We start from the raw sequence: 22,753 nt of genomic DNA, 5'->3' as shown, positions 1-22,753 counted from the left end.
TAAAAAGAAACCGAGAACACCCGCAAGACCCCACCCCATTCACCTGCCCGATCAGGCAATCAGAAAACCGAATACCAGGACACAACCCAAAGACCGGACAAAAAAAGACCAGCCACCACCCGACCCCCCACCCCACCCGACGCACCCACCACACCCCCGGACAGCTCCGTCCGGACGGCAACGCGCGAGCGCCCCGGCCGACCGGGGCGCTCGTCGAGAGACGGCCGGTCGGACCGTGCGGGGCTGGAGGCGGCGGGCCAGCAGGTCGTCCAAGCTCACCATGCCGGTGAGAGCGCCGGTGTCGTCGCGGACCACCGCGGGAGTGGCCCGGTGTCGCGCCGCGACGCCCTCACCGGAATCCGGCTCCTCTGCAGGAATCCGGATGCCGCTCGGAAGGCGGAGGCCTGCCGGAGTACCAGGAGAGCCACCACCTCGACCGGCGTCACTCGGGCAGTGTGCCGGGGTCCGTCGCCCACGAGGGGTTCGGCTGCTCGGCGAGGCCGAAGTCGAGCCTGCCACCGTCCAGCGTCAGGCCCGCGCCCACCCACGACCGGTCCAGCGCGGAGCCGTTGTGGCTCACGGCGTCGACATACAGGTGCGTGTCGTCGGCGGCGGGAGCGCTGATGAGGATGTCCTTGCCGCCCGGCCGGTCCAGGAACGCCGACGGGAAGACGGGTGCGCCCAGCAGCAGGTTCGCGCTGCCCGGGGTCTGCGGGTAGACACCGAGCACGGCGAAGACGTACCAGGCGGACATGGTTCCGAGGTCGTCGTTGCCCGGCAGCCCCGAGGGCCCGGTGCCGTACACGGTGTCGATGATCTGCCGCACCGTTGCCTGCGTCTTCCAGGGCTGCCCCAGGGCGTTGTACAGCCAGGGGGCGTGGATGCCGGGCTCGTTGGTGGGGTCGTAGCGCAGCGGGTCGCCACCGCGGACCGACCAGGAGCCGTCGGCCTTGTTGAAGAAGCCGTCCAGGCGGGCTGCTGCGGTCTCCCGGCCGCCCATGGCGGCGGCCAGGCCCTGCACGTCCTGCGGCACCATCCAGGTGTAGGTCGCGCTGGTGCCCTGGGCGAAGCCGAGGTCGCTGCCCGGATGGAACGGCTCCACCCACGAACCGTCCGACCTGCGGGCCTGGACGTAACCGGCGTCGGCCGTGGCGCCGGGGTTGTAGACGTTGCGCCAGTAGGCGCCGCGTGCGGTGAACTCCTCGGCCGTCGCTTCCTTGCCGAGGAGCTTCGCCCACCGGCCGAGCGCGGAGTCGGCGACGGCGTCCTCCAGCGTCTCGGCGGCTCCGCCCCAGCAGTGGCACACGTCCTGAGCGGCGTAGTGCGAGTCCAGGTACTGGGCCAGGTTGGGGCGTTGGCCCTCGCACTGGCCCGGGCAGCCGGCGTCCGAGAGGCCGTCCGGGTGCGGTACGGTCGCCTGCTTCACCAGCGAGTCGAAGGCGCCTTCGTAGTCGAAGTTGCGCACCCCCATGGCGTAGAAGGTTGCCAGCGTGGCCGCCGAGGGATCGCCCGTCATGACGTGGGTGGCGCCGCTGATGTGCACCCAGCGGTCCCAGACGCCGCCGTTCTGCCGCGCGAAGTTGTACAGGGACTGGGCGAAGTCGCCCGCGACGGTGGGCTTGAGCAGGGCCAGCAACTGGATCTGGGCGCGGTACTGGTCCCAGCCGGAGAAGTTGCTGTACTGGGCCCTCTGCCCGCGCTCCAGCCGGTGCACGGCGCCGTCCATGCCGTAGTACCGGCCGTCGGTGTCGCTGATCAGGTTCGGCTGCATGAGGGAGTGGTAGAGCGCCGTGTAGAAGGCGGTGCGGCGGGCGGTCGTGCCGCCCTGGACGCGTACGGTGCCCAGTTCCTTGTTCCAGGCCCGCGCGCCGGCCTCGGCCACGTCCGTGACGCTCGCGCGTGGCGCTATCTCCTCGCGGAGATTGCCTTCGGCACCCTTGAGACTGACGTACGAGATGCCCAGCCGCATGTGGACATCGTTGTCAACGCTGGTGTCGAAACCGACGTAGCCGCCGGATCCGCGCCCGGCGCGGTCGGCGCCCGTGGCATAGCCCTCGCCGCCGGAGGCCGTGGTGGAGCCGGGGGTCAGGGTGCCGTCCTTCCAGGTGCCGACCGCGGAGAAGGCCCGGTCGAAGGAGGCGCTGAAGTACAGCTTGTAGTAGCTCTTGCGGTTGTTGGTCCCGCCGTTGGCGCGGCGGCCGCAGAACGCGCCGGTGTGCACCCAGCCGGTCACCTTGCGGCGCGCGGCGTCGATGTCGACGTGCGCGTCCTGGCTGCCGTTGAGGGAGTTGGAGACGCGGAAGAGCAGGTGGGCGGCGCTGCCGCGGGGGAACGTGAAGTCCGCGACGCCGGCGCGGGAGCTGACGGCGAGATCCGCCCGGGCGCCGGACCTCAGTCCCAGGGTGTAGCGGCCCGGGACGGCCTTCTCGTCGTCGTGGGAGAAGTCGGCGGCGTACACCGCGTCCTTGGTGTCGGCGGAGGGCGAGGAGGTCACGTCCCCGACGAACGGCATGATCGGTACGTCGCCCGCGGCGCCGGGATGGCAGCCGGCGCCGTTGACGTGGGTCAGGCTCAGACCGCGGACGCGGGTGGTGTCGTAGTGGTATCCGTTGGCCGCGCCGGTGCTGGTCTGGTCGCCCGCTGTGCTGGTCGGTGACCAGGCGATCATGCCTTGCGGGAGGGTGGCGCCCGGATAGGTGTTGCCTCCGTTGGAGGAACCGATCAGCGGATCGACGAGGGAGGACAGCGGTACCGCGGCGGGGTGGGCGTCTGCGACCGGGGCGGACCCGATCGCGACGAGCACCGTGGTGACCAGGGCCGCCATGGTTCGGGTGCCGGAGCGTCTTGATGTGTACAGCCGTGGCAGGCGCATACGGTGAACGGCCTTTCGACGAAGGGCGGGCGGAGGGACAGGTGGTGCGGGCCCTCACCGACGGCGAACCGTGCGCGAGACATCCGGCCCTGGCCAGAGGCTAGGAAGCGGTGCCGTGGGAAGGAAGAGCCGTCGGCGTCGACGAGGTGAAGGAGGCGTGAACGGCACGCCGGAAGCGTGCCGCCGAGCGGATGCGCCGTCGACGCCGGTGCCCAGGCCACGGAGGTCATCCGGTCCACCTCGATCCGTGGACGTCCGCGAGGCCGCCGCCGGCGAGGCGGGTCCGGGGGACTTCCAGCAGTCAGCCTCGCCCTCGGTGTCGGTCTGCTTGACCGTGACGCTCGGGTTGAGCTTCTGGTGCTCGGCGTGGAACCCGCCTTCCTCGTAGCCGAAGGAGCCGAAGGAGCCGAAGAGACCGACGGTGAGGATGATCTTTCCGTCGGTATTGAAGGCGCCATTCGACGAACCTCCGCAGGCGGCGAGGAGCGTCACGGTGGCCGCGACCGCCTCCGCTCCCTCCCCCGGGCGAGTGGTGGCCCTCTTGGCGGCTCGGGCAACGGGCAGGGGAAGCCCCTTCGGCCCCAGGGTGGAACGAGCACCGAACGCGTGTGAGAGCGCTCTCACCACGCGCAGTGAGCGTGCCCGCCCTCCATGCGCTCCGTCAAGACTTGAAGAGGAAATGAGGCAACAACGGATCACCATGCGTGCTTTAGATCGATATAGCCCTGAGCTTGCACGATCTATTGACAGTTGGTTTCAGGGATTTTACGTTTCGGTCGTCTGAGAGCGCTCTCAGACGAAGGGGTCTCGAACTCGCCCCACCGAAGGTGCCGTTGCGATCCACCACTTCCCCAGGGCGTCGACCGCGCCCGCCGGTGGTTCCGTGGCCGTGCCGACGACGAGCCCCGCCACTCCCCGCGACGACATGAGGTGCTCCCCATGCCAGCTCCCCGACCACGGCCGGCCGCCGCGCTGGTCCTGGCCGCCGCCCTGGCCGCCGTCGGCCTCGGCCCGGCAGCCACGCCCGCGGCAGCCGCCACCATCAGCGTGGGCGCCGGAAGTTACTCCGACACCCGGCCCGCCGGCACGTCCGGCCCCACGAACAACACGGGCGGTCCGGTCACCCCCAAGCTCACCCAGGCCGCCCAGGCCAAGCCCGTGCCCACCAACGACTGGTGGTCCTCCCTGGCCTTCCAGCGCTACGGCGACAACCCGTACTCCACCCCCATGTACGGCCACCCGCTCACCTACCAGGCCGTCGCCGGCGGACTGGAGGTCGGTTACCCGACCAGCCCCGCCATAGTCGGCAGCGGCCGCCAGTACGAGTACGCGCACAAGCGGGACCTCACCCTCGGCCTGAGCGGGCTGAACTCGCCCGACACCAAGGCCGACGCCTGGTCGGACTGGACGGTCACTCCCTACTGGTCCGACGGCACCCGCACCCTGCGCACCACCATCGGCCACGGCCTGCCCTTCGTGTACGCCAAGGGCACCGGCGGCAACGCCCAGATCACCACCGCCGCCACGCCGGACGTCTTCTCCGACCAGGGCAACGTCCTCGGCATCACCGTCGGCGGACACCACTACGCCCTCTTCGCGCCGAGCGGCAGCGACTGGAACGTCTCCGGCACCACGATCAGCGCCGGCCTCGGCGGCAAGGACTACTTCTCCCTCGCCGTGCTGCCCTCCACCGACGCGCTCGCGACCTACCGCAAGTACGCGTTCAGCTTCGTCACCGGGTCGCAGGTCGACTGGAGCACCTCCGGCGGCACGGTCAGCGCCACGTACAGGCTCACCACCGAGGCCAAGGAAGGCACCGAACGCGGCACCCTCCAGGCCCTCTACCGCCATCAGTGGCTCCACACCACCGACGCCCTCACGCCGTACACCTACGTCTCCCCCCGCGGCACCATGAAGGTCCGGGAGAGCACCTCCTTCACCACCCGCCAGAAGGCCGCACCGGTCCTGCCGGTCCTGCCGAAGACCAGCGCGGTCGACACGTCCCGGCTGCGCGCCCAGCTGTCCGAGGTCGCCAACGCCTCCGACCCGTTCAACGGGGCCAAGGACACCTACTGGACCGGCAAGGCGCTGGGCAGGCTCGCCCAGCTGGTGCCGCTCGCCGACCAGATCGGTGAGACCGCGGTCCGCGACAAGCTCGTCGGCCTGCTCAAGGGCCGCCTGCAGGAGTGGTTCACCGCGGGCGGGGCGAGCGAGTTCTCGTACGACAAGGACTGGAAGACACTCATCGGCTACCCCGCCTCCTACGGCAGCGACGCCGAGCTCAACGACCACCACTTCCACTACGGTTACTACGTCTACGCAGCAGCGATCGTCGCCCAGTACGACGCCGGCTGGGCCGCCGAGTCCGCCTGGGGCGGCATGGTCAAGACCCTGATCCGCGACACCGCCAACGCCAGCCGCACCGACGCTGCCTTCCCGTTCCTGCGCGGCTTCGACGTCTATGCCGGGCACAGTTGGGCCTCCGGCCACCAGGGCTTCGCAGCCGGCAACAACCAGGAGTCCTCCTCGGAGTCCACCAACCTCAGCGCGGCGCTGGTGCTGTGGGGCTCGGCCACCGGCGACACCTCCCTGCGCGACCTCGGCAGCTACCTGCTCGCCACCGAGGGCGAGGCGATCGCCCAGTACTGGTTCGACGCCGACCAGCAGGTCTTCCCCGGCTCCTTCGAGCACGACACGGCCGGCATGGTGTGGGGCAGCGGAGCGTCCTACTCCACCTGGTGGACCGCCAACCCCGAGGAGATCCACGGCATCAACGTCCTTCCCGTGACCTCGGGCGGTTCCCTGCACCTGGGCGGGCACAAGGCGGCGATCCGGCGCAACCTCGCCGAGCTGGAGCGGGAGAACGGCGGACCCGCCGTCGAATGGCGCGACATCCTCTGGGAGTTCGAGTCGCTGGCCGACCCCGCCGCCGCGAAGTCGAAGTGGGACGCCGGCAACGCCGGATACACCCCGGAGGAGGGCGAGTCCAAGGCCCACACCTACCACTGGATCACCACCCTGGACGCGCTCGGCGCCCCCGACCCCTCGGTGACCGGCGACATCCCCACGTCCGCGGTGTTCACCAAGAACGGCACCCGCACCTACGCCGCCCACAACCACGGCTCCACGGCCCGCACGGTCACCTTCTCCGACGGCAAGACGCTCACCGTGCCGGCACGGTCCACCGCGACCGGGACCGGCGCCGACTCCGGGGGCGAGAACCCCCAGCCGTCCACCGGCAACACCTTCCAGCTCCGCTCCGGCGGCACCCTCACCACGGCCACCGACGGCACGGCCGGCAGCGACACCATCCCCTCCGCCGGCGGCCGCACCTACGACGGAACCCCCAACAAGCCGCTCGTCTACGAGGCCAAGGGCGTCGACGGCACGCTCAAGGCAGGCGCGTCCACCACGTTCCGCCTCCCGGTGGACGCCGGCACCGCGGTCGGCCTCGGCCAGCAGGCCCGCATCAGCTACGACCTCACCGGCGACGGCACCTTCGACCGGGTCGAGACGTACCGCTACTTCGCCACCGACCCGGTCACGGGCTGGGAGCAGTACAGCCAGGCCCACGGCCTGAAGTCCGCCACCGGCACCCTCGGCAATCTGCGCGGGGGCACCGTGCGACTGGAGGTCTGGAGCGCGATCGGCAACGCGGACGCGCAGCTGCGCACCGGCACGGACACGTCCGTGGTGGTCATTCCCTACGAGTGACGCACGCGAGCGCCCCAGCACACTGACGGCGGGCACCGGGCTGCGACCCGGCGCCCGCCGTCTCCGTGCCCCCATGCCCGACGACCACCCACGCACCTCGGACCGGTTGCCCCGGCCCACCGTCTTGGAGGTCCTGACAAAGGCATGGGACGTGGCGGTGTGTGATGAGGCAGGCGGCGACGCCGGCTACCGAGGGCACCTTGTCGAGCAAGTGCGGCAACTCGGTGACATCGTTACGGTTACCGCCGGTCAGCGACACCGCGAGCGGGATGCCCCGGCCGTCGACAAGGACCGCTCCCTGCTGTGCGAGGTCTCCGAGAACGCGCACACCGCACCCCACCCGCGCCACCCGCGCCGGGCGCGCCGGGACGACGAGGGAGGCCGCGGCCCGTTCCCCGTCGCCCAGACGTCCCAGCGCTGGGGCACGCGGTGCGCCTCGTCCGGGAGGACCGTCTGGGCCGAGCTCGCGGTCTCCCGAGGTCGCGCCGTCGAGAAGACGTCGTGCCGGCCGTCGCCGAGGGAGCGGGCACCGGTGGCCTTGCGTCCCCACCGGACCGTGCCGTCGTGCGGTACGTGCACCGGCGCGTCGACGTGGGTCGATCAGGAGTGGTGGCCGGTGACCGTCATGACGTCCACGGCGTCATCGCCGGAGAACCGCCGTACGTCAGCAACCACGGCTCGGGCGAGTCGGGCCGCTGACGAGCCGGACCGGCAGGGCCGGGGACACCGCACGCACGCCCCGTGCGCGCCTCGGCGCCCCGGCCCTCACCTCTTCGGTGACGAGGTCGAGCGTGCCGGGCAGGTCGTCAGGACCCCACCGGCCCCGATCGTCGGGCAGGTCCTCCGTGCCGTGCAGCCGGACGGTCTGTGCGCCGTATGCGGTCATGCCCGTTCCTGCCCGACCTCGACGTGGATGAGGTGGTGCGTCCTCATGCCACCGGCGAGGTGCCGGCCTTCCTGCGGTGGCGGCGATCGGCGACGAACACGAGGGTGAGGCCGGCGAGGACCCAGGCGGTCAGGACGAACGCCGGGCCCCCGGCGCCGGTGCCGTCGTAGAAGGCGTTGGCGCGCAGCAGGCTGCCCGAGGCGCCGGGCGGCAGGAACTGGCCGAGGGCGGACCAGCCGTCGGGCAGCCAGTACGGGCCGGTGGCGAGCCCGGAGAGCGGGTTGCCGAGGAACATCATCACCAAGGAGCCCGCGCCGAACCCGGCGTTCCCGAACAGCGCATCCAGTCCGAGGAGCGGGATGGCGAGCGCGGCCATGCCCAGCGCGAGGCCGAGGGAGGCGATCCCGTAGTTGCCGTCCAGAGTGCCGATCCCGAACTGGAGGACGGCGGCCACGGCGGCTCCCGCCGCGAGTGCGAAGGCGACGACCCCGACGAACCGGGTGCGCCGCCCGACGCGGCCGGGGAAGAGCCGGAGCAGGACGATGACGGGGAGCATGCCGCCGAGGACCATGGGCAGCGCCGCGGAGGCGAGGCCCGTACCCCGGGGGTCGTCCTCGGGGAAGGGCACCAGGTCGTGGACCGTGGCGGATACGTGCCGCCGCTCGGCGAGCGCGGTGCCGAGTCCGCTGATCGCGGCGCTGATCTGCGGACCGCCCGCCGTCGCGGTGTAGACGGTCACGCCGTCGTCGACGAGGGCGAGGCCGCCGACGGCGTCGCGGTTCTCGACGGCGTGGGTGAGGGCCCGGGGGTCGTCGTAGACGGTGACCTCCCAGTCGTCGTCGGGCAGTTGCTGCTGGACGGCGGCCACCGCGGACGCCGGGCCGGTGACGCCCAGCGGGGCGTGGTGCGGGCCGCCGGCGGCGGACGGCAGGCCGAAGGTGCACAGCATGAGGGTGACGGCGGCGGTGAGTCCGACGACGACGCCGGCGAGCCGTATCGCGGTCCTGCGGCCCTCGGGCGGTGGCGTGGAGGAGGTGGCGTCACCCGGTTCCGGGGCGGTTCGTGCGGGATTCGCAGTCATGGCAACCGTTTCGCGTCGTACGGTCCCGGCCCCTGGTGCACGAGGGCGGGACGGCGGGCGTGTGGAGGGGGAACACGGATCCGGCCCGGCCGCACGGGGCGGGGCGAGCGGGACGGACGCAAGGAGGCCGGACGCTTTTCGGCGGCGGCCGGTGCTACGACTATACAACTCATCGAGCGATGAGTTCATCACGTGATGATTTATTGGGGCGGTGCATCATAGGGCCATGCAGAGCGTCGGAGACATGCGTGAGGAGAGCGGTGCCGCCCGTGAGCAGGCCGGAGCGAAGGCACGGGCCGCCACGGCATCGAGGGCGGCGGGCAAACACGCCGGGGGCCGCCGGCCCGGCGGGAACCGGACCCGGGAGGCGATCCTGGACGCCGCCCGGACCTGTTTCGCCGAGCGTGGTTTCGACGCGACGAGCATGCGCCGCATCGCGGAAGCGGCGGAGGTGGACCAGGCTCTGGTGCACCACTTCTACGGCTCGAAGGAGAACCTGTTCCTGCAGGCGCTGGAGTTGCCCGGAAGGATCCAGGAAGCCCTCGCCGACGCCGCTCGAGGCGAACGCGAGGGAGTCGGGGAGCGCATGGTGCGCGCCCATCTCACCGTATGGGACGACCTGTCGGCGCGACCGGCGCTCATGACCATGGTGCGCTCGGCCGCCATTCACCGTGCCGCCGCCGCCCGGCTGCGGGAGACCGCGACGACGATTTTGACTCGCGCGCTCAGCGGGGTCGTGACCGGTGAGGACGTCATGCTGCGATCCAGCCTGGTCGCCACCCAGCTCATCGGGCTCGCTCTCATGCGTTACATCGCACTCCTAGAACCCCTCGCTTCGGCCGACACCGAGACGGTGGTCCGCTGTTACGGCCCCGCCGTCCAGGCGATCGTGGAGGGCTGACCCTCGTTGCGCCGCTGCCTGCACGGTCATCGGGCGAGGTCGGCCCCGCCCGTCGCGGGCAAGGCGGGGCCGCCGCCCGTGCGGGTCACCGACGGCCCGGGGCGACGCGCCGACCGGGCAGCACCGCGTACCGGCAGGCGCGAACATCCGGGCGTGCGGAACAGGTGGCCGAAGCGGCGACCGTGTCGACGGAGGCCGTGGCCGACCGGCTCATCGACGAGCCGGTGAGTCGGACCGGCGAGGAAGGGCTGTCCCCGCAGGGAGCGACCCGACCGGCAACCGGCCGGGCGACTGCTGGAGTCCGTCCCGGGGGACGAGATCACCCGGAGACGGCTCCTGCTCCTGCCCTCGGGCTGAGAACGCTGCGCCTATTCGAAGAACTTGAGGCTCCACCCGGTGTTCGTGGGCGCGCCGGGAACGTTGGCGCGCCTGTAGGTGGTGTCGCCCCACCAGCAGAACGTGCCCGTGTACCAGTACCGGTTCTCCCACGCGTACGGGGTGCCCTTCGGGACCGCGTGGAACATCAGAGGGAACCTGGGACCGGCGGGCGGGCTCGTGCCGATGTCGCCGTCGAGCAGGACGAAGCTGTGGTGGCCGGGCCCGTCGACATGCAGGGTGGGGTCCCAGCCGGACATCATGGTGGCGCGGTGGGAGCCGAACAGGCAGCCGTTCGACTTGTACCAGTCCCACACGTACGTCGGATCGCCGCCGGCCCGCAGCCTCAGGTCGGCCAGGCAGTACTGGTCGCTCCAGCTGCCGTTGGCCGAGTACACGATGTGCAGTTGCCCGTTCGGGTCCTTGACCGCCTCCGGTGCCTCGTTGATGAACGGGTTGCCGACGATCCGTTCCCAGCTCTCCCTCGGCTGCGAGATCACGTACCTCGCGCCTGAGGGCGTGGTCGGGCTGCTCATGCGGGCGATGTACAGGTTCTGCTCGACGTTGGTGTCACCGGCCCAGCCCGACCACACGAACCAGCGCTGTCCGTTGTACGTGAACAGGGTCCCGTCGATGGCCCACTTGTCGTCCGGCAGGGCCAGCTTCGTCTCGGCGGTGTATCCGCTGTCCGGGCCGGTGGAACTGATCACGTACATCCGGTGGGCCGGTCCCCGGCCCGCCGAGAAGTAGATGTAGTACCGTCCGCCGTCCCGCACGATCTCGGGGGCCCAGACCTCGCCGAGGTTGCGGGTGTCCGACCAGACCTGCCGCGCGGGCGCGGAGGCCAGGGCCTCGGTCGACGGGGCCTGCCGCACGGCGATGCCGCCACCGGTCGACTGCACCGAAATGTACGTCCCGCCGACCCGGAGCACGCTCGGGTCCGCCGCGCGCAGACCCGTCTGGCCGGCTCGGGCCGTCGGTGCCGACGTCAGTGACAGCGCCACGGCCAGGACGCCGGACAGCACCACGGCCACGGCGCCGGAAAGGCGGCGAAGAGGATTCACGTCCCGCTCCCTGGGGGTGATGCGACGCTTTACATCGATAGAAGAGCGCTTTCGAGCATCCTGAGCGGTCGCGCACATGTCAATAGCAGCATCCCGATGTCCTCGACGCGGCTCATGAGTTCGCCACCGGTGGTCGGGAAGCCCCGGGGGTCGTGGCCGAGGCCGACGCCGCTCGGCATACCCGTGAAGAGGAGGTCTCCGGGCAGCCGGGACAGCAACCGCGGACAGCCCGGCGATCAGCGCGAGTACCGGGAGGACGAGGCCGCGGGTGCGCCCCTTCTGCATCCCCTCGCCATGGACGGTGCGGCGCTGTTCGAGGTCGTCGGGGTCGCCGGACTCGTCCGGCGCGACCTGCCAGGGGCCGAACGGCGGCAAGCCGGGCCGGGACAGGGCGGCCGGCGCCGCACCGCCCGCCGGTCCCGCCGGAACGACGGGCGACCCGCCGCCTCCGGCGCGCGAGGCGTCCCCGTAAGGCTCATGGTCCGGCCTTCTCCGCGGGCCGCACGGGACACCGGCCCGCATGCGTCCTGGCCACTCGTCCGGGGGCGCGGCCGGGACGGCAGGCCCGTCGCCCGGGCACCGGTACGGGGCGCCCGAGGGCGGGGAGCGGGAACCGGACGACGGTCTGCCGTCCTGTGCCCGCGGAAGTGCCCAGTTAGAGTTCCCCCTATGAACAGGCAGGCCCCGACGCTGGAGGATGTCGCGCGCGAGGCGGGGGTCTCCCGCGCCACCGTGTCGCGGGTCGTGAACGGCGTGCGCAACGTCGATCCCAGCATCCAGGAACTGGTCCGCAGCGCGATCGAGCGGACGGGCTACACGCCGAACCGCGCGGCGAGGGCGTTGGTCACCCGACGCACCGGGGCCGTGGCCCTCATCGTCTCCGGCGCGGGCGACACCTTCGCCGGCCGCGTGTTCGCCGACCCGTTCTTCGGTCGCGTCGTCAACGGTGTCGTGGGGTACCTGCGGGCACGCACGATGCAACCGGTGCTGCTGTTCGCCGAGTCGGAGGCGGCCAGGAAACAGGTGGTCGACTACGTGCGGCAGGGCAGCGCGGACGGCGCGCTGGTGGTCTCCGTGCAGCCGGACGACCCCCTGCCGGACATGCTCCTCTCCGCCCACGTCCCCACGGTGCTGTTCGCACGTCCCCCCCGGGCGACACCGGTCAGCTGCGTCGATCTGGACCACTATGCGGGGGGACGCCTGGCCGCGGAGCACCTCCTGGCTCGCGGCTGCCGCCGTGTCGCGGTGATCAGCGCTCCGCCGGATCTCAGGGCCGGCCGGGAGCGCCTCGCCGGATTCCGCGACGCCCTGGCTCGCGCCGGGCACGACAGTCCCCCGGCCGCCGAGGGCGTCTTCACGCTGGACAGCGGTGCGACGGCCATGGCCGCGCTGCTGCGGGAGCACCCCGCCGTGGACGGCGTTTTCGCGGCCAACGACCTGATGGCCCAGGGCGCCTGCCAAGTCCTGCGGGAACTGGGCAGGCGCATACCGCAGGACGTCGCCGTCGTCGGGTTCGACGACTCGAGCGTCGCCGTGACGTGCCGGCCGCCGCTGACCACCGTGCGCCAGCCGGTGGAGGACATGGCGGCGGCCATGGCCAGGATGCTGGGCGAGCAGGTCCAGGGCACCCGTACCGAACCTCGCACCCTCGTCTTCGCACCGGAACTGGTCGTACGCGAGTCCGCCTGATCCGGCGCGCCTTCCGCCGGGCGGACGCCCCGGCCCCGCCGCCGGCTGCCGCCGGGCGTGCCCGCGCGGCAGCCAGCGGCGGGGCGCCGGTCATCGGCGCGGTCAGGCGTGGGACTCCCGGTGGGCGCGGATGATCTCCGCGTACCGCAGGCCGCTCGTCTTGACGGTCCGGGCCTGTGTCGCGTAGTCGACGTGGACGAGGCCGAAGCGCTTGTCGTAGCCGTAGGCCCACTCGAAGTTGTCGAGCAGGGACCAGGCGTAGTAGCCGGCCAGCGGCGCGCCCTTGCGGACCGCCCGGGCGCAGGCGTTCACGTGCTGCTCCAGGTAGCGGGCCCGGTCGGGGTCGTGGACGGCGCCGTCGGGCGAGACGGTGTCCGGGAACGCGGAGCCGTTCTCGGTGACGTACAGCTCGCGGACCCCGTAGTCGTCGGTGAGGCGCAGCAGCAGGGCCTCCAGACCGCCGGCGTCGATCTGCCAGTCCATGCCGGTGCGCGGTACGTCGGGCAGCCGGACCTCACGGGCGTACGGGACGGGGCCCTGGGGGTCGTCGGCGACGGTCACCGGGAAGTAGTAGTTGAGGCCGTGCCAGTCGAGCGGCGCGGCGATCGTGTCCAGGTCGCCGGGGCGCTCCGGCAGCTCCACGCCGTACAGCTCGCGCATGTCGGCGGGGAAGCCGCGGCCGTAGACGGGGTCGAGCCACCAGCGGTTGGTGTGGCCGTCCATGCGGCGGGCCGCCGCGATGTCCTCCGGGCGGGTCGAGGCGGCCTCGACGGTGGAGTGGTTGGTGACGAGGCCGACCTGTGCCGCCGGGGCCGCCGCGCGGATCGCCCCGGTGGCCAGGCCGTGTCCGAGCAGCAGGTGGTAGGAGGCGCGGACGGCGGCCGTCAGGTCCGTCCAGCCGGGCGCCATCTTCCCCTCCAGGTGGCCGATCCAGGCCGAGCACAGCGGCTCGTTGAGGGTGACCCACCGGGTGACGCGGTCGCCGAGCCGGGCGGCGACGACGGAGGCGTAGTCGGCGAGGTGTTCGGCGGTGTCGCGTACGGTCCAGCCGCCGCGGTCCTGGAGGGCCTGGGGAAGGTCCCAGTGGTAGAGGGTGATGTTGGGGGTGATGCCGGCGTCGAGGAGGGCGTCGACGAGACGGTCGTAGAAGTCGAGGCCGGCCGCGTTGACCGGTCCGTCACCGGCGGGCAGCACGCGGGGCCAGGCGATGGACATGCGGTAGGCGTCGGTGCCGAGCCGCTTCATCAGGCCGATGTCCTCGGGCCACCGGTGGTAGTGGTCGCAGGCCACGTCGCCGTGGTCGTCGTTGTCGACCTTGCCCGGGGTGTGGGAGAAGGTGTCCCAGATCGACGGTGCCCGGCCGTCCTCGGCGACGGCGCCCTCGATCTGGTAGGCGGAGGTGGCCGTGCCCCAGGTGAAGTCGGCGGGGAAGGCGGCGAGGTCGAGCGATTCGGTCACGGAGAGCCTCTCTGGGGTGGGCGGGAGCGGGGCACCGGTGGTGCCCCGGCGGCTACTTGACGGCGCCGGCGGTGAGGCCGGTGACGAGGTAGCGCTGCAGGAGCAGGAAGCCGGCGACGACGGGCAGGCTGACGACGAGTGAGGCGGCCATGATCTGGTTCCAGTACACGTCGTTCTGGGTGGAGTAGCCCTGCAGGCCGACGGCGAGGGTGCGGGTGGTGTCGTTGGTCATGACGGAGGCGAAGAGGACCTCGCCCCAGGCGGTCATGAACGCGTAGACGGCGACGGCGACGATGCCGGGGACCGCGGCGGGCACGATGACCCGGAACAGGGCGCCGAGCGGTCCGCAGCCGTCCACCTTGGCCGCTTCGTCGAGGTCCCTGGGCACCGAGTCGAAGTATCCGATCAGCATCCAGATGGAGAAGGGCAGCGAGAAGGTGAGGTAGGTGAGGATCAGGCCGCCGCGGGAGCCGAACAGGGCGATGCCGGTGGCGTTTCCGATGTTGACGTAGATGAGGAACAGCGGCAGCAGGAAGAGGATGCCGGGGAACATCTGGGTCGACAGCACCGTCACCGTGAAGACGCGCTTGCCGCGGAAGGAGTAGCGGCTGACCGCGTAGGCCGCGAACACGGCGATGGTGACGGAGCAGACGGTCGCCGCGCCGGCCACGATCAGCGAGTTCATGAAGTAGTCGGCCAGCGGGACCGTTTCCCAGATGTCGAAGTACGGGCGGACGGTGAGGCCCGAGGGGATCCACGTGAACTTCCCCGACACGTCCGCCAGCGGCTTCAGGGAGCTGGAGATCATCACGTACACCGGCAGCAGCACGAAGACGGTGAGGAGGGTGAGGAAGATCCGGCGGCTCCACAGGAAGGACTGCGGGGCGGCCATCGGGGAGCGGGGCTGCCGGGCGGCTGGGCTAGGCATCGGTGGCCTTCCTTCCTCGGGAGGTGAGCCAGAGGTAGACACCCGTCACCACGAGCAGGAACAGGAGCAGCAGCACCGACATCGCGGAGCCCGTCCCGAAGTTCCAGGTCTGGAACGAGGACTGGTAGATGTGGATGGAGATCAGGTCCGCGGCTTCCGGCGCCGCCTTGCCGAACAGGACGAAGGGGGTGTTGAAGTCGTTGAAGGTCCACAGGAACAGCACCAGGACGAGGACCTGGTTGACGGGGCGCAGCGACGGCAGGGTGATGCGGCGGATCTGCTGCCAGACACCCGCGCCGTCCAGGGCGGCGGCCTCGTAGATGTCCTTCGGGATGTTCTGGAGCCCGGCCATGATGATGAGGAAGGCGAAGGGCCAGCCCTTCCACACCGAGACGACGAGCAGGGCGACGAAGCTGTTGTCGCCGATCAGCCAGAACGGAGGGCTGTCGGTGAGGCCGAGCTGGTCGTGCAGCACGTGGTTCACCAGGCCGTTGTCCCGTTGGAACATGAACGCCCAGGTGATGACGGCGGCGTAGACGGGCAGTGCGTACGGCACCAGGAAGAGCGTGCGCAGGATGCCCCTGCCGCGGAAGGTCTCCTGCATGAAGATCGCCGCGGCCGCTCCGAGCAGCCAGCACAGGCCGACCGAGAGGACGGTGAACAGGCAAGTGACGGCAAAGGACTTCAGCAGTGCCTCGCCGACGGGGGCGTCGAAGTCGACCGCCAGCGAGTAGTTGTCGAGGCCGGCCCAGGGCGCGGTGCCCCAGTCGCGGATGTAGAACTGGGTCAGCTCCTTGAAGCTGACGACGACGCCGATCACCATCGGCACCAGGTGGACCAGCAGTTCCAGCAGGAGGGCGGGGAGCAGCAGCAGATACGGCAGTCCGATACGGCGCAGCCGCCCGGGGCGGTGCCTGCGCGGCGCCGCTCCGGGGTCGTCCTTCCGTGCCGTCCGCTCGCCTGCGCTGGGGGCAGCGGTGGTGGTCATGGCGGTGTCCGTACTCACTTCTCGGGCATCTGCTGCTGGGCCTTCTCGAGCTTGGCCCGCACTGACTCGGTGGTCACCGCGCGGCCGGCGGCGGCGTCGGCGAAGAGTTCCTTGACGGCGGTGCCGACGACGGTCTCGAACTGCGACTCCTCGGGGACCTGCGGAAGCGCGGTGGCACTGGTGGCGAGGGTGTCCCTGAGCACGGCGAGCGCCGGGGCGCTGAAGGCCGGGTCCTGCTGGGCCGCCTTGACCGGCGGGATGGAGCCGTACGCCTTGTTCAGCGTGATCTGCTCCTCGTCACTGGTCATGAACTTCACGAACTTCTTCGCGCCGTCGATGTTCTTGGTGTTCTTGAAGACGGCCATGTTGATGCCGGCGACCATGGAGTTGGTGGCCCTGCCCGGGCCGGGCTTGCCGGACTGCACGGGGGCGGGCGCGACACCCCACTCGTCCTCGTCCATGCCCTGCGCCTTGAAGGTGGCCGACGCGGTCTGCCACAGCACCATGGCCGTCTTGTCCTTGGCGAAGTCGCTCAGGGACTGGTTCTGCGCGTACTCGGCGTTGCTCGGCGCGACGATCTTGTCCTTGGCCATCAGGTCGACGTACTGCTTCACCGCCGCCACGGCGCCGTCGGAGGTGAAGTCGGCCTTGCCGTCGGGGGTGAAGAAGTCCGCGCCGTGCTGCTTGGCCAGGACGAAGACCTGGTGGATGTTGTTCGACAGGTTGGAGCCCTCGGCGCCGAGCGCCCACTTGCCGCCCTTGGAGAGCTTCTTGCCGGTCTCGGCCAGCTCCTCCCAGGTCGCCGGCGGCTTCTCGATGCCGGCGTCGGCGAACATCTTCTTGTTGTAGTAGAGCGCGTAGGCCATGGAGTACAGCGGCACGGCGGCCGGGTCCTGGCCCTGGACGCCGGTGGAGCCGAGTGCGGACTCCACGAAGCGGTCCTTGCCGCCGATCGCCTCGAAGTTCTTCGCGTCCCAGGGAAGCAGGGCACCACTGGCCTGGAGCGAGGCGCTCCAGGTGTTGCCGATGTTCAGGACGTCCGGGCCCTGACCGGAGGTGGTGGCGGTGAGGATGCGGTTGAGGAGGTCACCCCAGGGCACCACCTCCAGCTTCACCTTGATGCCCGTCTGCTTCTCGAACTTGTCGAGTTCCGGCTGGAGGACCTTCTTGTCCACCTCCAGGTTCGCGCCTTGGTTGGAGGCCCAGTAGGTGAGGGTCTTCGGCTGTTCGTTGGAACCTTCCGTACCGGACGTCCCCCCGCCGCAGGCCGCCACGGTGAGGGCGAACGAGAGGGTGACGGCGCCGACGGCTGCGGCTCTGATTCTGCGCATGGCTCCAGAGACCTTCCGGGAAGTGACGGGGTCGCCCGCGGAGGCGGACCGGGGCAGCGCCCGCGCCCCCGAACCCCTCCACGGCTTAATTTACGGCGTGAGTTAAGCTTCAAGTGAAGAGCGCGTCAAGAGATCTGTCACAGGTGAGTTGCGACGATGACTTCGGCATGAGGGGACAGGGTGACAGTGCGCAGTGGTCGTACGGTGCGTGACCTGCGGCGGGAGAACCGTGCCGCGGTATTGCAACGGTTGTATTTCGACGGGCCGCTCAGTCGGTTCTCCCTGGGGCCCGCCACCGGGCTGAGCTCGGGCTCGGTGAGCAACGTGGTGTCCGAGCTGGTCGCTGAAGGGCTGGTGGAGGAGGCCGGCAACGTCGACTCGGCCGGCGGCCGTCCTCGCACACTGCTGCGCGTCAGCGCGCGGAGCGGTTACCTGATCGGCGTCGACATCGGCGAGACCAGGGTGCGGATCGAGCTCTTCGACCTGGCCCTCACCGAGCTGGCCCGGGTCGAGAGACCGCTGGAGACCGACGGCCCGCACCGCCTCGACCGCTACGACGTCGGCACCGTCGTGATGCATCTGCGCGAGGGCATTCCCCAGGTGCTGGACGAGGCCGGCATCGCGGCGGAGCGGCTGCTCGGCGTCGGGATCGGGGTGCCGGGCATCGTCGCCGGAACCCTGGAGGACGGCGCCGTCGTGCACGGCCAGACGATCGGCTGGGACGCCGTCCCCCTGGAGCGGCTCCTGCGCGAGGCCCGGATCCTGCCCGCGAACGTGCCGTACCGCATCGACAACGGCGCCAAGACACTGGGCCAGGCGGAGATGTGGTTCGGCGCCGGCCGGGGCGCGCAGAGCGCGGCAGTGGTGCTCTTCGGTTCCGGCGTCGGCGCCTGCGTCGTCGGCGACGACATGCGGCCGGGCCGGGCCGTGGAGTGGGGGCATCTGACGGTGCGGGTGCGCGGGCGCCGGTGCCGCTGCGGCGCCCGGGGCTGCCTGGAGGCGTACGCGGGCGCGGAGGCACTGCTCCAGCGCTGGGCGGAGGCGGGCGGCCGGCCGCCCGCGGGCGTGGACGAGGAGACCGCGCTCACCGCGATGCTCGCGGCCGCCTACCCGGAACCGGACGGAACGGGGACCGGCCCGGAACCCGATGCCACGGCCCTGGCCGTCCTCGAGGAGACCGCCGAGTACCTCGGCGCGGGGTTCTCCGATCTGATCAACCTCTTCCAGCCCGAGCGCATTCTGGTGGGCGGCTGGGCCGGACTGCAGCTCGGCCGGCGCTTCCTGGACTCGGTGACGGCCCACGCCACCTCGTACGCTCTGGCCTATCCCGCCGCCCGTGTCCGCATCGACCTCGGCACCCTGGGACCGGACGCCGTCACCGTGGGCGCCGCGATCCTGCCGCTCGTCGACTTCTTCGCTCGTGGCGGCCGGCCGGAGGAGGCCGAACCGGTGGAGCCGGCCCCGGCGTGGCGGACCGTCGTGCGGGAGCGCTCGGTGCAGTGAGCGGCGCCTGCCACCCCGGCGGCGTCCTCCAGGGGCGGCCGGCCCTGCCGCGGCCTATGGCTCCCGCCGCCGTGGAGAGGATCCCGCGCGCGTACAGGATCCGGGTCCCGTGCCGCGGACCCGGCGCAGTCCCCACCGCGGGGCGATCTCCAGGCATCGGCCGAAGGCGCGGTGCCCGGGGAGTTGCCCACGGCACCACGCGGAACCCGGCCCGGCGCCGCGGTCCGGCGAACGTGCCACCCGGACCGCCCCTCCCCCTCAGGGGCCGCTGACCGTGACCTTCCCCTCCCACCGCATGTCCCCCGCCGACCTGCCCACCATGAGCCGGTAGGGGCCGGGCTCCGTGGTCCAGCCGTGGTCCGCCTCCGACCAGTGCCGCAGGGCGCGCGGGGCCACCACCACCTCGGCACTCGCCGTCCGGCCCGCTTGCGCCCGGACAGCCGCGTATCCGGCGAACCAGCGCACCGGACGCTCCACCGCCGAATCGGGGCGGGCCAGGTAGACCTGTACGACCTCGCGCCCGGCGCGGGTGCCGGTGTTGCGCACCGTCACCCGGACGGTGAACGGCTCGCCCGCCGCGACGCGCGCGGGAGCCTCCACGGCCGCGTACTCCCACGTCGTGTAGCCCAGTCCGTGGCCGAACCAGTAGGCGGGCTCGCGTCCGGCCCGCAGCCACGCCCGGTGGCCGATGTGCAGCCCCTCGGCGTAGGGGAGCCGGCCCCCGACCGGCCGGGTACGCAGGACGGGCACGTCCGCCAGGGACGCCGCCCAGGTGGTGGGGAGCCGGCCGCCGGGTTCGGCGAGGCCGAACAGGACGTCGGCCAGCCCCGCACCGGCCTCCTGCCCCGGGAACCAGGTGAGCAGCACGGCGCCCGCTTCCCGGCGCCAGGGCAGCTCGACCGGGCCACCGCTGTTGACGACCACGACCGTGCGCGGATTCGCGGCGGCCACCGCGCGGACCAGCTCGTCCTGGTGCCCCCCGAGCGACAGCCCGGCGCGGTCGTACCCCTCGGTCTCGCTGTGCTCGGTGGTGCCGACGACCACGATCGCGGCATCGGCGTCCCGGGCCGCCCGCACCGCGTCCTCCAGCGCGGTCGCCGGGTCCGGTTCCGGCGGCGCCGCGGCGACGACGGTGGCGCGTCCGCGGCCGGGCACCAGTTCACGCCGTGCCACCACGCGCACGGGCCGCTCGGCGGTCAGGACCGTCCGCGCCGTGTGCACGGGCGGGTTGACGTGGACGACGGCCGGGTCGTCCGTGTCCCCGGGGAACTCACCGTCCAGGAGCGTCCGGCCGTCGACGGTGAGCGTCATGCGTCCGAAGCCCCCGACGCCGAACGTCCACTCCCCCGACCGGCGGGGATGCAGCACCGCGCGGATTTCCACCGTGTGCGCGCCGGGGGGCAGGTCCGGCTCCAGCTGCCGGCCCGAGAGCCGGTGCTCCGCGTGCAGCTCCCGGCCCGCCGCGTCCAGCACCCGCAGGCGTACGCCGGGGGAACCCGACTCCGGGTCGGTGCACCGGTCGGTGCCGAGGGGGGCGGGAGGGGACCCCGGTGCCGGGCCGGGCTCGTACACCACCCGGGCCCGCCCCCGCAGCCGGGCTCGGACGCCGGCCAGCGGAGTGACCACGTCGGAGCAGAAGACGCCCGCGCTGCCGCCGCCCTGGAGGCGCGGGGACGCGGCGTGCACGCCGACGACCGCGACGGTGGACAGCCCGGCGGGATCGAGCGGCAGGACGGCGTCGTTGCTCAGCAGGACCGAACCGGCGCTGACAGCACGGCGCAGCAGCGCCCGGGTGTCGCGCGACGCCGTCACCGGCATCCGGCGCGGGCGGTGCGGTTCCAGCGCGCCCACGCGGCGGGCGAGCCGGAGCAGCCGTCGCACCTTCCCGTCGACCGCCTCCTCGGCGACCAGGCCGTCCTTCACCGCCCGCACCAGCGAAGCTCCCCACGGACTGTCCGGGCCCGGCATCGCCAGGTCGAGGGCGGCGCGACCGGTTTCCTCCGTGGTGCGCACGGCCGCCCAGTCGGAGACGGCGACCCCGTCGAACCCCCACTCCCCCTTGAGGGGTTCCGCCAGCAGCGGGCTGGCCGTCATCGTCGTGCCGCCGACCGCGTTGTAGCCCGCCATGACCAGCCACACCCCGGCTTCGACGGCCGCCTCGAAGGGTGCGAGGTACACCTCTCGCAGGGCGCGTTCGGACACCCGGACGTCGACGGTCAGCCGGTCGGTCTCGGAGTCGTTGCCGACGTAGTGCTTGGCGGTGGCCGCCACCCCGAGGGCCTGGATCCCCCGGATCAGCGCGGCTCCGGTACGGCCGGTCAGTTCCGGGTCCTCGGAGAAACACTCGAAGTGCCGGCCGCCCAGCGGGCTGCGGTGGAGGTTGAGCGTGGGGGCCAGTACCACGTCGACGCCCTTGCGGGCGGCCTCTAGGGCGAGCAGGCCACCGAGCCGTTCGACCAGTTCCTCGTCCCACGTCGCTCCCAGGGCGGAGGCGGAGGGCAGGAGGGCCGAAGTGCGCCGCTCGTCCCATGCCTCACCACGCACTCCGGCGGGCCCGTCCGAGGTCACCATCTCCCGCAGCCCGATCCCGGGCTCGCCGGCGGTGCGCCAGGTCGTCGCACCGGTGAGCAGGCGCACCTTCTGTTCCAGGCTCAGCTCGCCGATGAGCCGATCGAGTGTCTCGTCGTCCATTCCCGCCCCGCTTCCTGCCCCCCACCGCTGGGAGAGCGCTCTCCCACCCTTCGGCGGGCTTCCTCTCCTCGTCAAGGCCCCGGCCCGCCGGCGGACGCAGGCGCGCGGGCAGCGGAAGGGGCCCGACGGCCCTCGTGCCGAGCGGGCGGTCGGGCCCCGGGAACCGGCCGGGTCAGGGCAGCCGGTGGTCCGCGTTCAGCACCGCGCCGCGCTCCGGGTGGTTCTGGTCGTAGCCGCGTGTGTCGCACTGGAGGCCGCCCACGATGCAGTGGTCGACCAGCGCCTTGAGGGTGCGCTCCTCCCAGGCGTTGAAGAAGTCGTAGTGGAAGGAGTAGCCGCGCCCACTGGCCAGGCGGACGCCGCTCATGTCGCCGTTGACCGGGAAGGCCATCTTGAACTCGATCATCGGCAGGGCGACCGGGTGGGAGGCCGGGCACATGTTGTCGTTGGTGCCGGGCTTGACCACCGGGTAGGCCATGTGGCTCTTGTGGTCGGGGGTGTCGAGGTACTTGCCGTCCCAGCAACTGGGCGCCTGGAAGCGGATGTTGAGCTGGACGTCGGGCCGGCTCGGGCAGCTCGCCGGGAAGTCGACGTTGAAGAAGCTGTCACCGCACTCCCAGCCCTCGACGAAGCCCTTGTGGCTGCGGAACTCCTGGGCGCTCTGCAGGGGGTCGCCGACGACGTACCGCAGTCCCCTGGGGAAGGGCCGCACGCTGGTGTAGTCGGTGACACCGGCCTTGTAGTAGATGACCTGCGGGCCGACGGGAAGGATCTTCCTGTCCCCCTTGTACAGGGACGGCATCCAGTAGGCGGACGCGTCGGCCGGTGCGTTGCAGGTGGTGTTCCCTCCGTAGAGGCTCGCCGTGGTGCTGCCGGCGTGCGTCGTCCTGTTGCCCATGAAGGTGTGGTCGTGCGACTTGCCGGGCTGTCCCGGGTACATGATCGGGTCGTCCGGCGCGGTGTGGGTGACGGAACAGTTGGCCTGGAACTCCTTGTGGTAGCGCGGCGGCGGGGTCGCGGTGGACGGTGTCACGCCGGTGACCTGGGGCACGGCCGGTACGTAGCCGTCGCCGTCGGGGTCGTCGGCGGACGCCCGGGTCGACACCGCCGTCGTGTGCCCGGTGTGCCCGACGGCCGGGGCGGCCGGGGCGTCGCCGGGGCCGGCCGCCGTGGCGACGGTGCCGACGCCGAGCACGCCGGCGAGGAGTGCGCTGCCGAGCAGCAGTGCGGGGAGCTTCGAACGCGGTCTCATGGGGCCTCCTTGCCCGCTGA

The 22,753-nt window shown here is 71.7% G+C and carries 14 protein-coding genes and 3 pseudogenes; 5 read left to right on the top strand and 12 right to left on the bottom strand.

Going from position 1 to position 22,753, the window contains the following annotated elements:
- Window positions 1–442 precede the first annotated feature (442 nt).
- Both ACIF8T_RS36755 and ACIF8T_RS36750 read right to left on the bottom strand, forming a co-directional pair.
- Window positions 443–2,872: a GH92 family glycosyl hydrolase gene (locus ACIF8T_RS36755; RefSeq protein WP_400041350.1), complete on the bottom strand. Its 2,430-nt coding sequence runs from the start codon at window positions 2,870–2,872 to the stop codon at window positions 443–445.
- A gap of 244 nt (window positions 2,873–3,116) precedes the next feature.
- Window positions 3,117–3,436, bottom strand: a pseudogene (locus ACIF8T_RS36750) (carbohydrate ABC transporter substrate-binding protein); the annotation flags it as partial.
- A 375-nt stretch (window positions 3,437–3,811) separates the two neighbouring features.
- Between ACIF8T_RS36750 and ACIF8T_RS36745 the strand changes: the two are divergent.
- A complete protein-coding gene (locus tag ACIF8T_RS36745) occupies window positions 3,812–6,586 on the top strand; it encodes a glycosyl hydrolase (RefSeq protein WP_400041349.1) in 2,775 nt (924 codons plus the stop codon).
- A 181-nt stretch (window positions 6,587–6,767) separates the two neighbouring features.
- Here the strand turns inward: ACIF8T_RS36745 and ACIF8T_RS36740 are convergent.
- A pseudogene (locus tag ACIF8T_RS36740) lies at window positions 6,768–6,869 on the bottom strand (IS5/IS1182 family transposase); the annotation flags it as partial.
- A gap of 281 nt (window positions 6,870–7,150) precedes the next feature.
- Between ACIF8T_RS36740 and ACIF8T_RS36735 the strand changes: the two are divergent.
- Window positions 7,151–7,285, top strand: a complete 135-nt coding sequence (locus tag ACIF8T_RS36735) for a hypothetical protein (RefSeq protein ID WP_400041347.1) — start codon at window positions 7,151–7,153, stop codon at window positions 7,283–7,285.
- Window positions 7,286–7,515: 230 nt separating this feature from the next.
- On the opposite strand, the gene ACIF8T_RS36730 is transcribed toward ACIF8T_RS36735, so the two are convergent.
- On the bottom strand, window positions 7,516–8,553 hold the full coding sequence (locus ACIF8T_RS36730) for a hypothetical protein (protein ID WP_400041345.1): 1,038 nt from the start codon (window positions 8,551–8,553) through the stop codon (window positions 7,516–7,518).
- Between the two features lie 226 nt (window positions 8,554–8,779).
- Here ACIF8T_RS36730 and ACIF8T_RS36725 point away from each other — a divergent pair, with 226 nt between their 5' ends.
- Window positions 8,780–9,454: a TetR family transcriptional regulator gene (locus tag ACIF8T_RS36725; protein WP_400041343.1), complete on the top strand. Its 675-nt coding sequence runs from the start codon at window positions 8,780–8,782 to the stop codon at window positions 9,452–9,454.
- 368 nt (window positions 9,455–9,822) lie between these two features.
- Here ACIF8T_RS36725 and ACIF8T_RS36720 read toward each other — a convergent pair whose 3' ends face one another.
- Window positions 9,823–10,893 (bottom strand): glycoside hydrolase family 43 protein, encoded by a 1,071-nt coding sequence (locus tag ACIF8T_RS36720; protein ID WP_400041354.1) that lies wholly within the window; start codon window positions 10,891–10,893, stop codon window positions 9,823–9,825.
- A gap of 228 nt (window positions 10,894–11,121) precedes the next feature.
- A pseudogene (locus ACIF8T_RS36715) lies at window positions 11,122–11,415 on the bottom strand (fumarylacetoacetate hydrolase family protein); the annotation flags it as partial.
- A gap of 147 nt (window positions 11,416–11,562) precedes the next feature.
- Between ACIF8T_RS36715 and ACIF8T_RS36710 the strand changes: the two are divergent.
- Window positions 11,563–12,582, top strand: coding sequence for a LacI family DNA-binding transcriptional regulator (locus ACIF8T_RS36710; RefSeq protein WP_400041341.1), 1,020 nt, complete (start codon window positions 11,563–11,565; stop codon window positions 12,580–12,582).
- Window positions 12,583–12,684: 102 nt separating this feature from the next.
- Here ACIF8T_RS36710 and ACIF8T_RS36705 read toward each other — a convergent pair whose 3' ends face one another.
- The 4 genes from ACIF8T_RS36705 to ACIF8T_RS36690 are packed head-to-tail and all read right to left on the bottom strand — an operon-like array spanning window position 12,685 to window position 17,287.
- Window positions 12,685–14,040 (bottom strand): GH1 family beta-glucosidase, encoded by a 1,356-nt coding sequence (locus tag ACIF8T_RS36705; protein ID WP_400041340.1) that lies wholly within the window; start codon window positions 14,038–14,040, stop codon window positions 12,685–12,687.
- Between the two features lie 52 nt (window positions 14,041–14,092).
- Window positions 14,093–14,932, bottom strand: coding sequence for a carbohydrate ABC transporter permease (locus ACIF8T_RS36700; RefSeq protein WP_400041353.1), 840 nt, complete (start codon window positions 14,930–14,932; stop codon window positions 14,093–14,095).
- A gap of 28 nt (window positions 14,933–14,960) precedes the next feature.
- Complete coding sequence (locus tag ACIF8T_RS36695; protein WP_400041338.1) at window positions 14,961–15,956, bottom strand: carbohydrate ABC transporter permease; 996 nt, start codon at window positions 15,954–15,956, stop codon at window positions 14,961–14,963.
- 14 nt (window positions 15,957–15,970) lie between these two features.
- A complete protein-coding gene (locus ACIF8T_RS36690) occupies window positions 15,971–17,287 on the bottom strand; it encodes an ABC transporter substrate-binding protein (protein WP_400041337.1) in 1,317 nt (438 codons plus the stop codon).
- A gap of 180 nt (window positions 17,288–17,467) precedes the next feature.
- On the opposite strand from ACIF8T_RS36690, the gene ACIF8T_RS36685 reads away from it, so the two are divergent.
- Window positions 17,468–18,790 (top strand): ROK family protein, encoded by a 1,323-nt coding sequence (locus ACIF8T_RS36685; RefSeq protein ID WP_400041336.1) that lies wholly within the window; start codon window positions 17,468–17,470, stop codon window positions 18,788–18,790.
- Between the two features lie 258 nt (window positions 18,791–19,048).
- On the opposite strand, the gene ACIF8T_RS36680 is transcribed toward ACIF8T_RS36685, so the two are convergent.
- Together ACIF8T_RS36680 and ACIF8T_RS36675 are read right to left on the bottom strand one after the other, a co-directional pair.
- Complete coding sequence (locus ACIF8T_RS36680) at window positions 19,049–21,481, bottom strand: glycoside hydrolase family 3 protein (protein ID WP_400041334.1); 2,433 nt, start codon at window positions 21,479–21,481, stop codon at window positions 19,049–19,051.
- Between the two features lie 172 nt (window positions 21,482–21,653).
- A complete protein-coding gene (locus ACIF8T_RS36675) occupies window positions 21,654–22,733 on the bottom strand; it encodes a DUF1996 domain-containing protein (protein ID WP_400041332.1) in 1,080 nt (359 codons plus the stop codon).
- Window positions 22,734–22,753 lie beyond the last annotated feature (20 nt).

The organism is Streptomyces sp. NPDC085946 (genome assembly GCF_044540485.1).
GTDB lineage: Bacteria > Actinomycetota > Actinomycetes > Streptomycetales > Streptomycetaceae > Streptomyces.
Note: the sequence above shows the minus strand (reverse complement) of the source record. Positions and strands in the feature narration are given on the sequence as shown.

What these genes read in the sequence shown, in the direction of transcription:
- ACIF8T_RS36755 (WP_400041350.1), bottom strand. Translation starts at nt 2,872, where the DNA reads ATGCGCCTGCCACGGCTGTACACATCAAGACGCTCCGGCACCCGAACC.
- ACIF8T_RS36745 (WP_400041349.1), top strand. Translation starts at nt 3,812, where the DNA reads ATGCCAGCTCCCCGACCACGGCCGGCCGCCGCGCTGGTCCTGGCCGCC.
- ACIF8T_RS36730 (WP_400041345.1), bottom strand. Translation starts at nt 8,553, where the DNA reads ATGACTGCGAATCCCGCACGAACCGCCCCGGAACCGGGTGACGCCACC.
- ACIF8T_RS36725 (WP_400041343.1), top strand. Translation starts at nt 8,780, where the DNA reads ATGCAGAGCGTCGGAGACATGCGTGAGGAGAGCGGTGCCGCCCGTGAG.
- ACIF8T_RS36710 (WP_400041341.1), top strand. Translation starts at nt 11,563, where the DNA reads ATGAACAGGCAGGCCCCGACGCTGGAGGATGTCGCGCGCGAGGCGGGG.
- ACIF8T_RS36700 (WP_400041353.1), bottom strand. Translation starts at nt 14,932, where the DNA reads ATGGCCGCCCCGCAGTCCTTCCTGTGGAGCCGCCGGATCTTCCTCACC.
- ACIF8T_RS36695 (WP_400041338.1), bottom strand. Translation starts at nt 15,956, where the DNA reads ATGACCACCACCGCTGCCCCCAGCGCAGGCGAGCGGACGGCACGGAAG.
- ACIF8T_RS36690 (WP_400041337.1), bottom strand. Translation starts at nt 17,287, where the DNA reads ATGCGCAGAATCAGAGCCGCAGCCGTCGGCGCCGTCACCCTCTCGTTC.
- ACIF8T_RS36680 (WP_400041334.1), bottom strand. Translation starts at nt 21,481, where the DNA reads ATGGACGACGAGACACTCGATCGGCTCATCGGCGAGCTGAGCCTGGAA.
- ACIF8T_RS36675 (WP_400041332.1), bottom strand. Translation starts at nt 22,733, where the DNA reads ATGAGACCGCGTTCGAAGCTCCCCGCACTGCTGCTCGGCAGCGCACTC.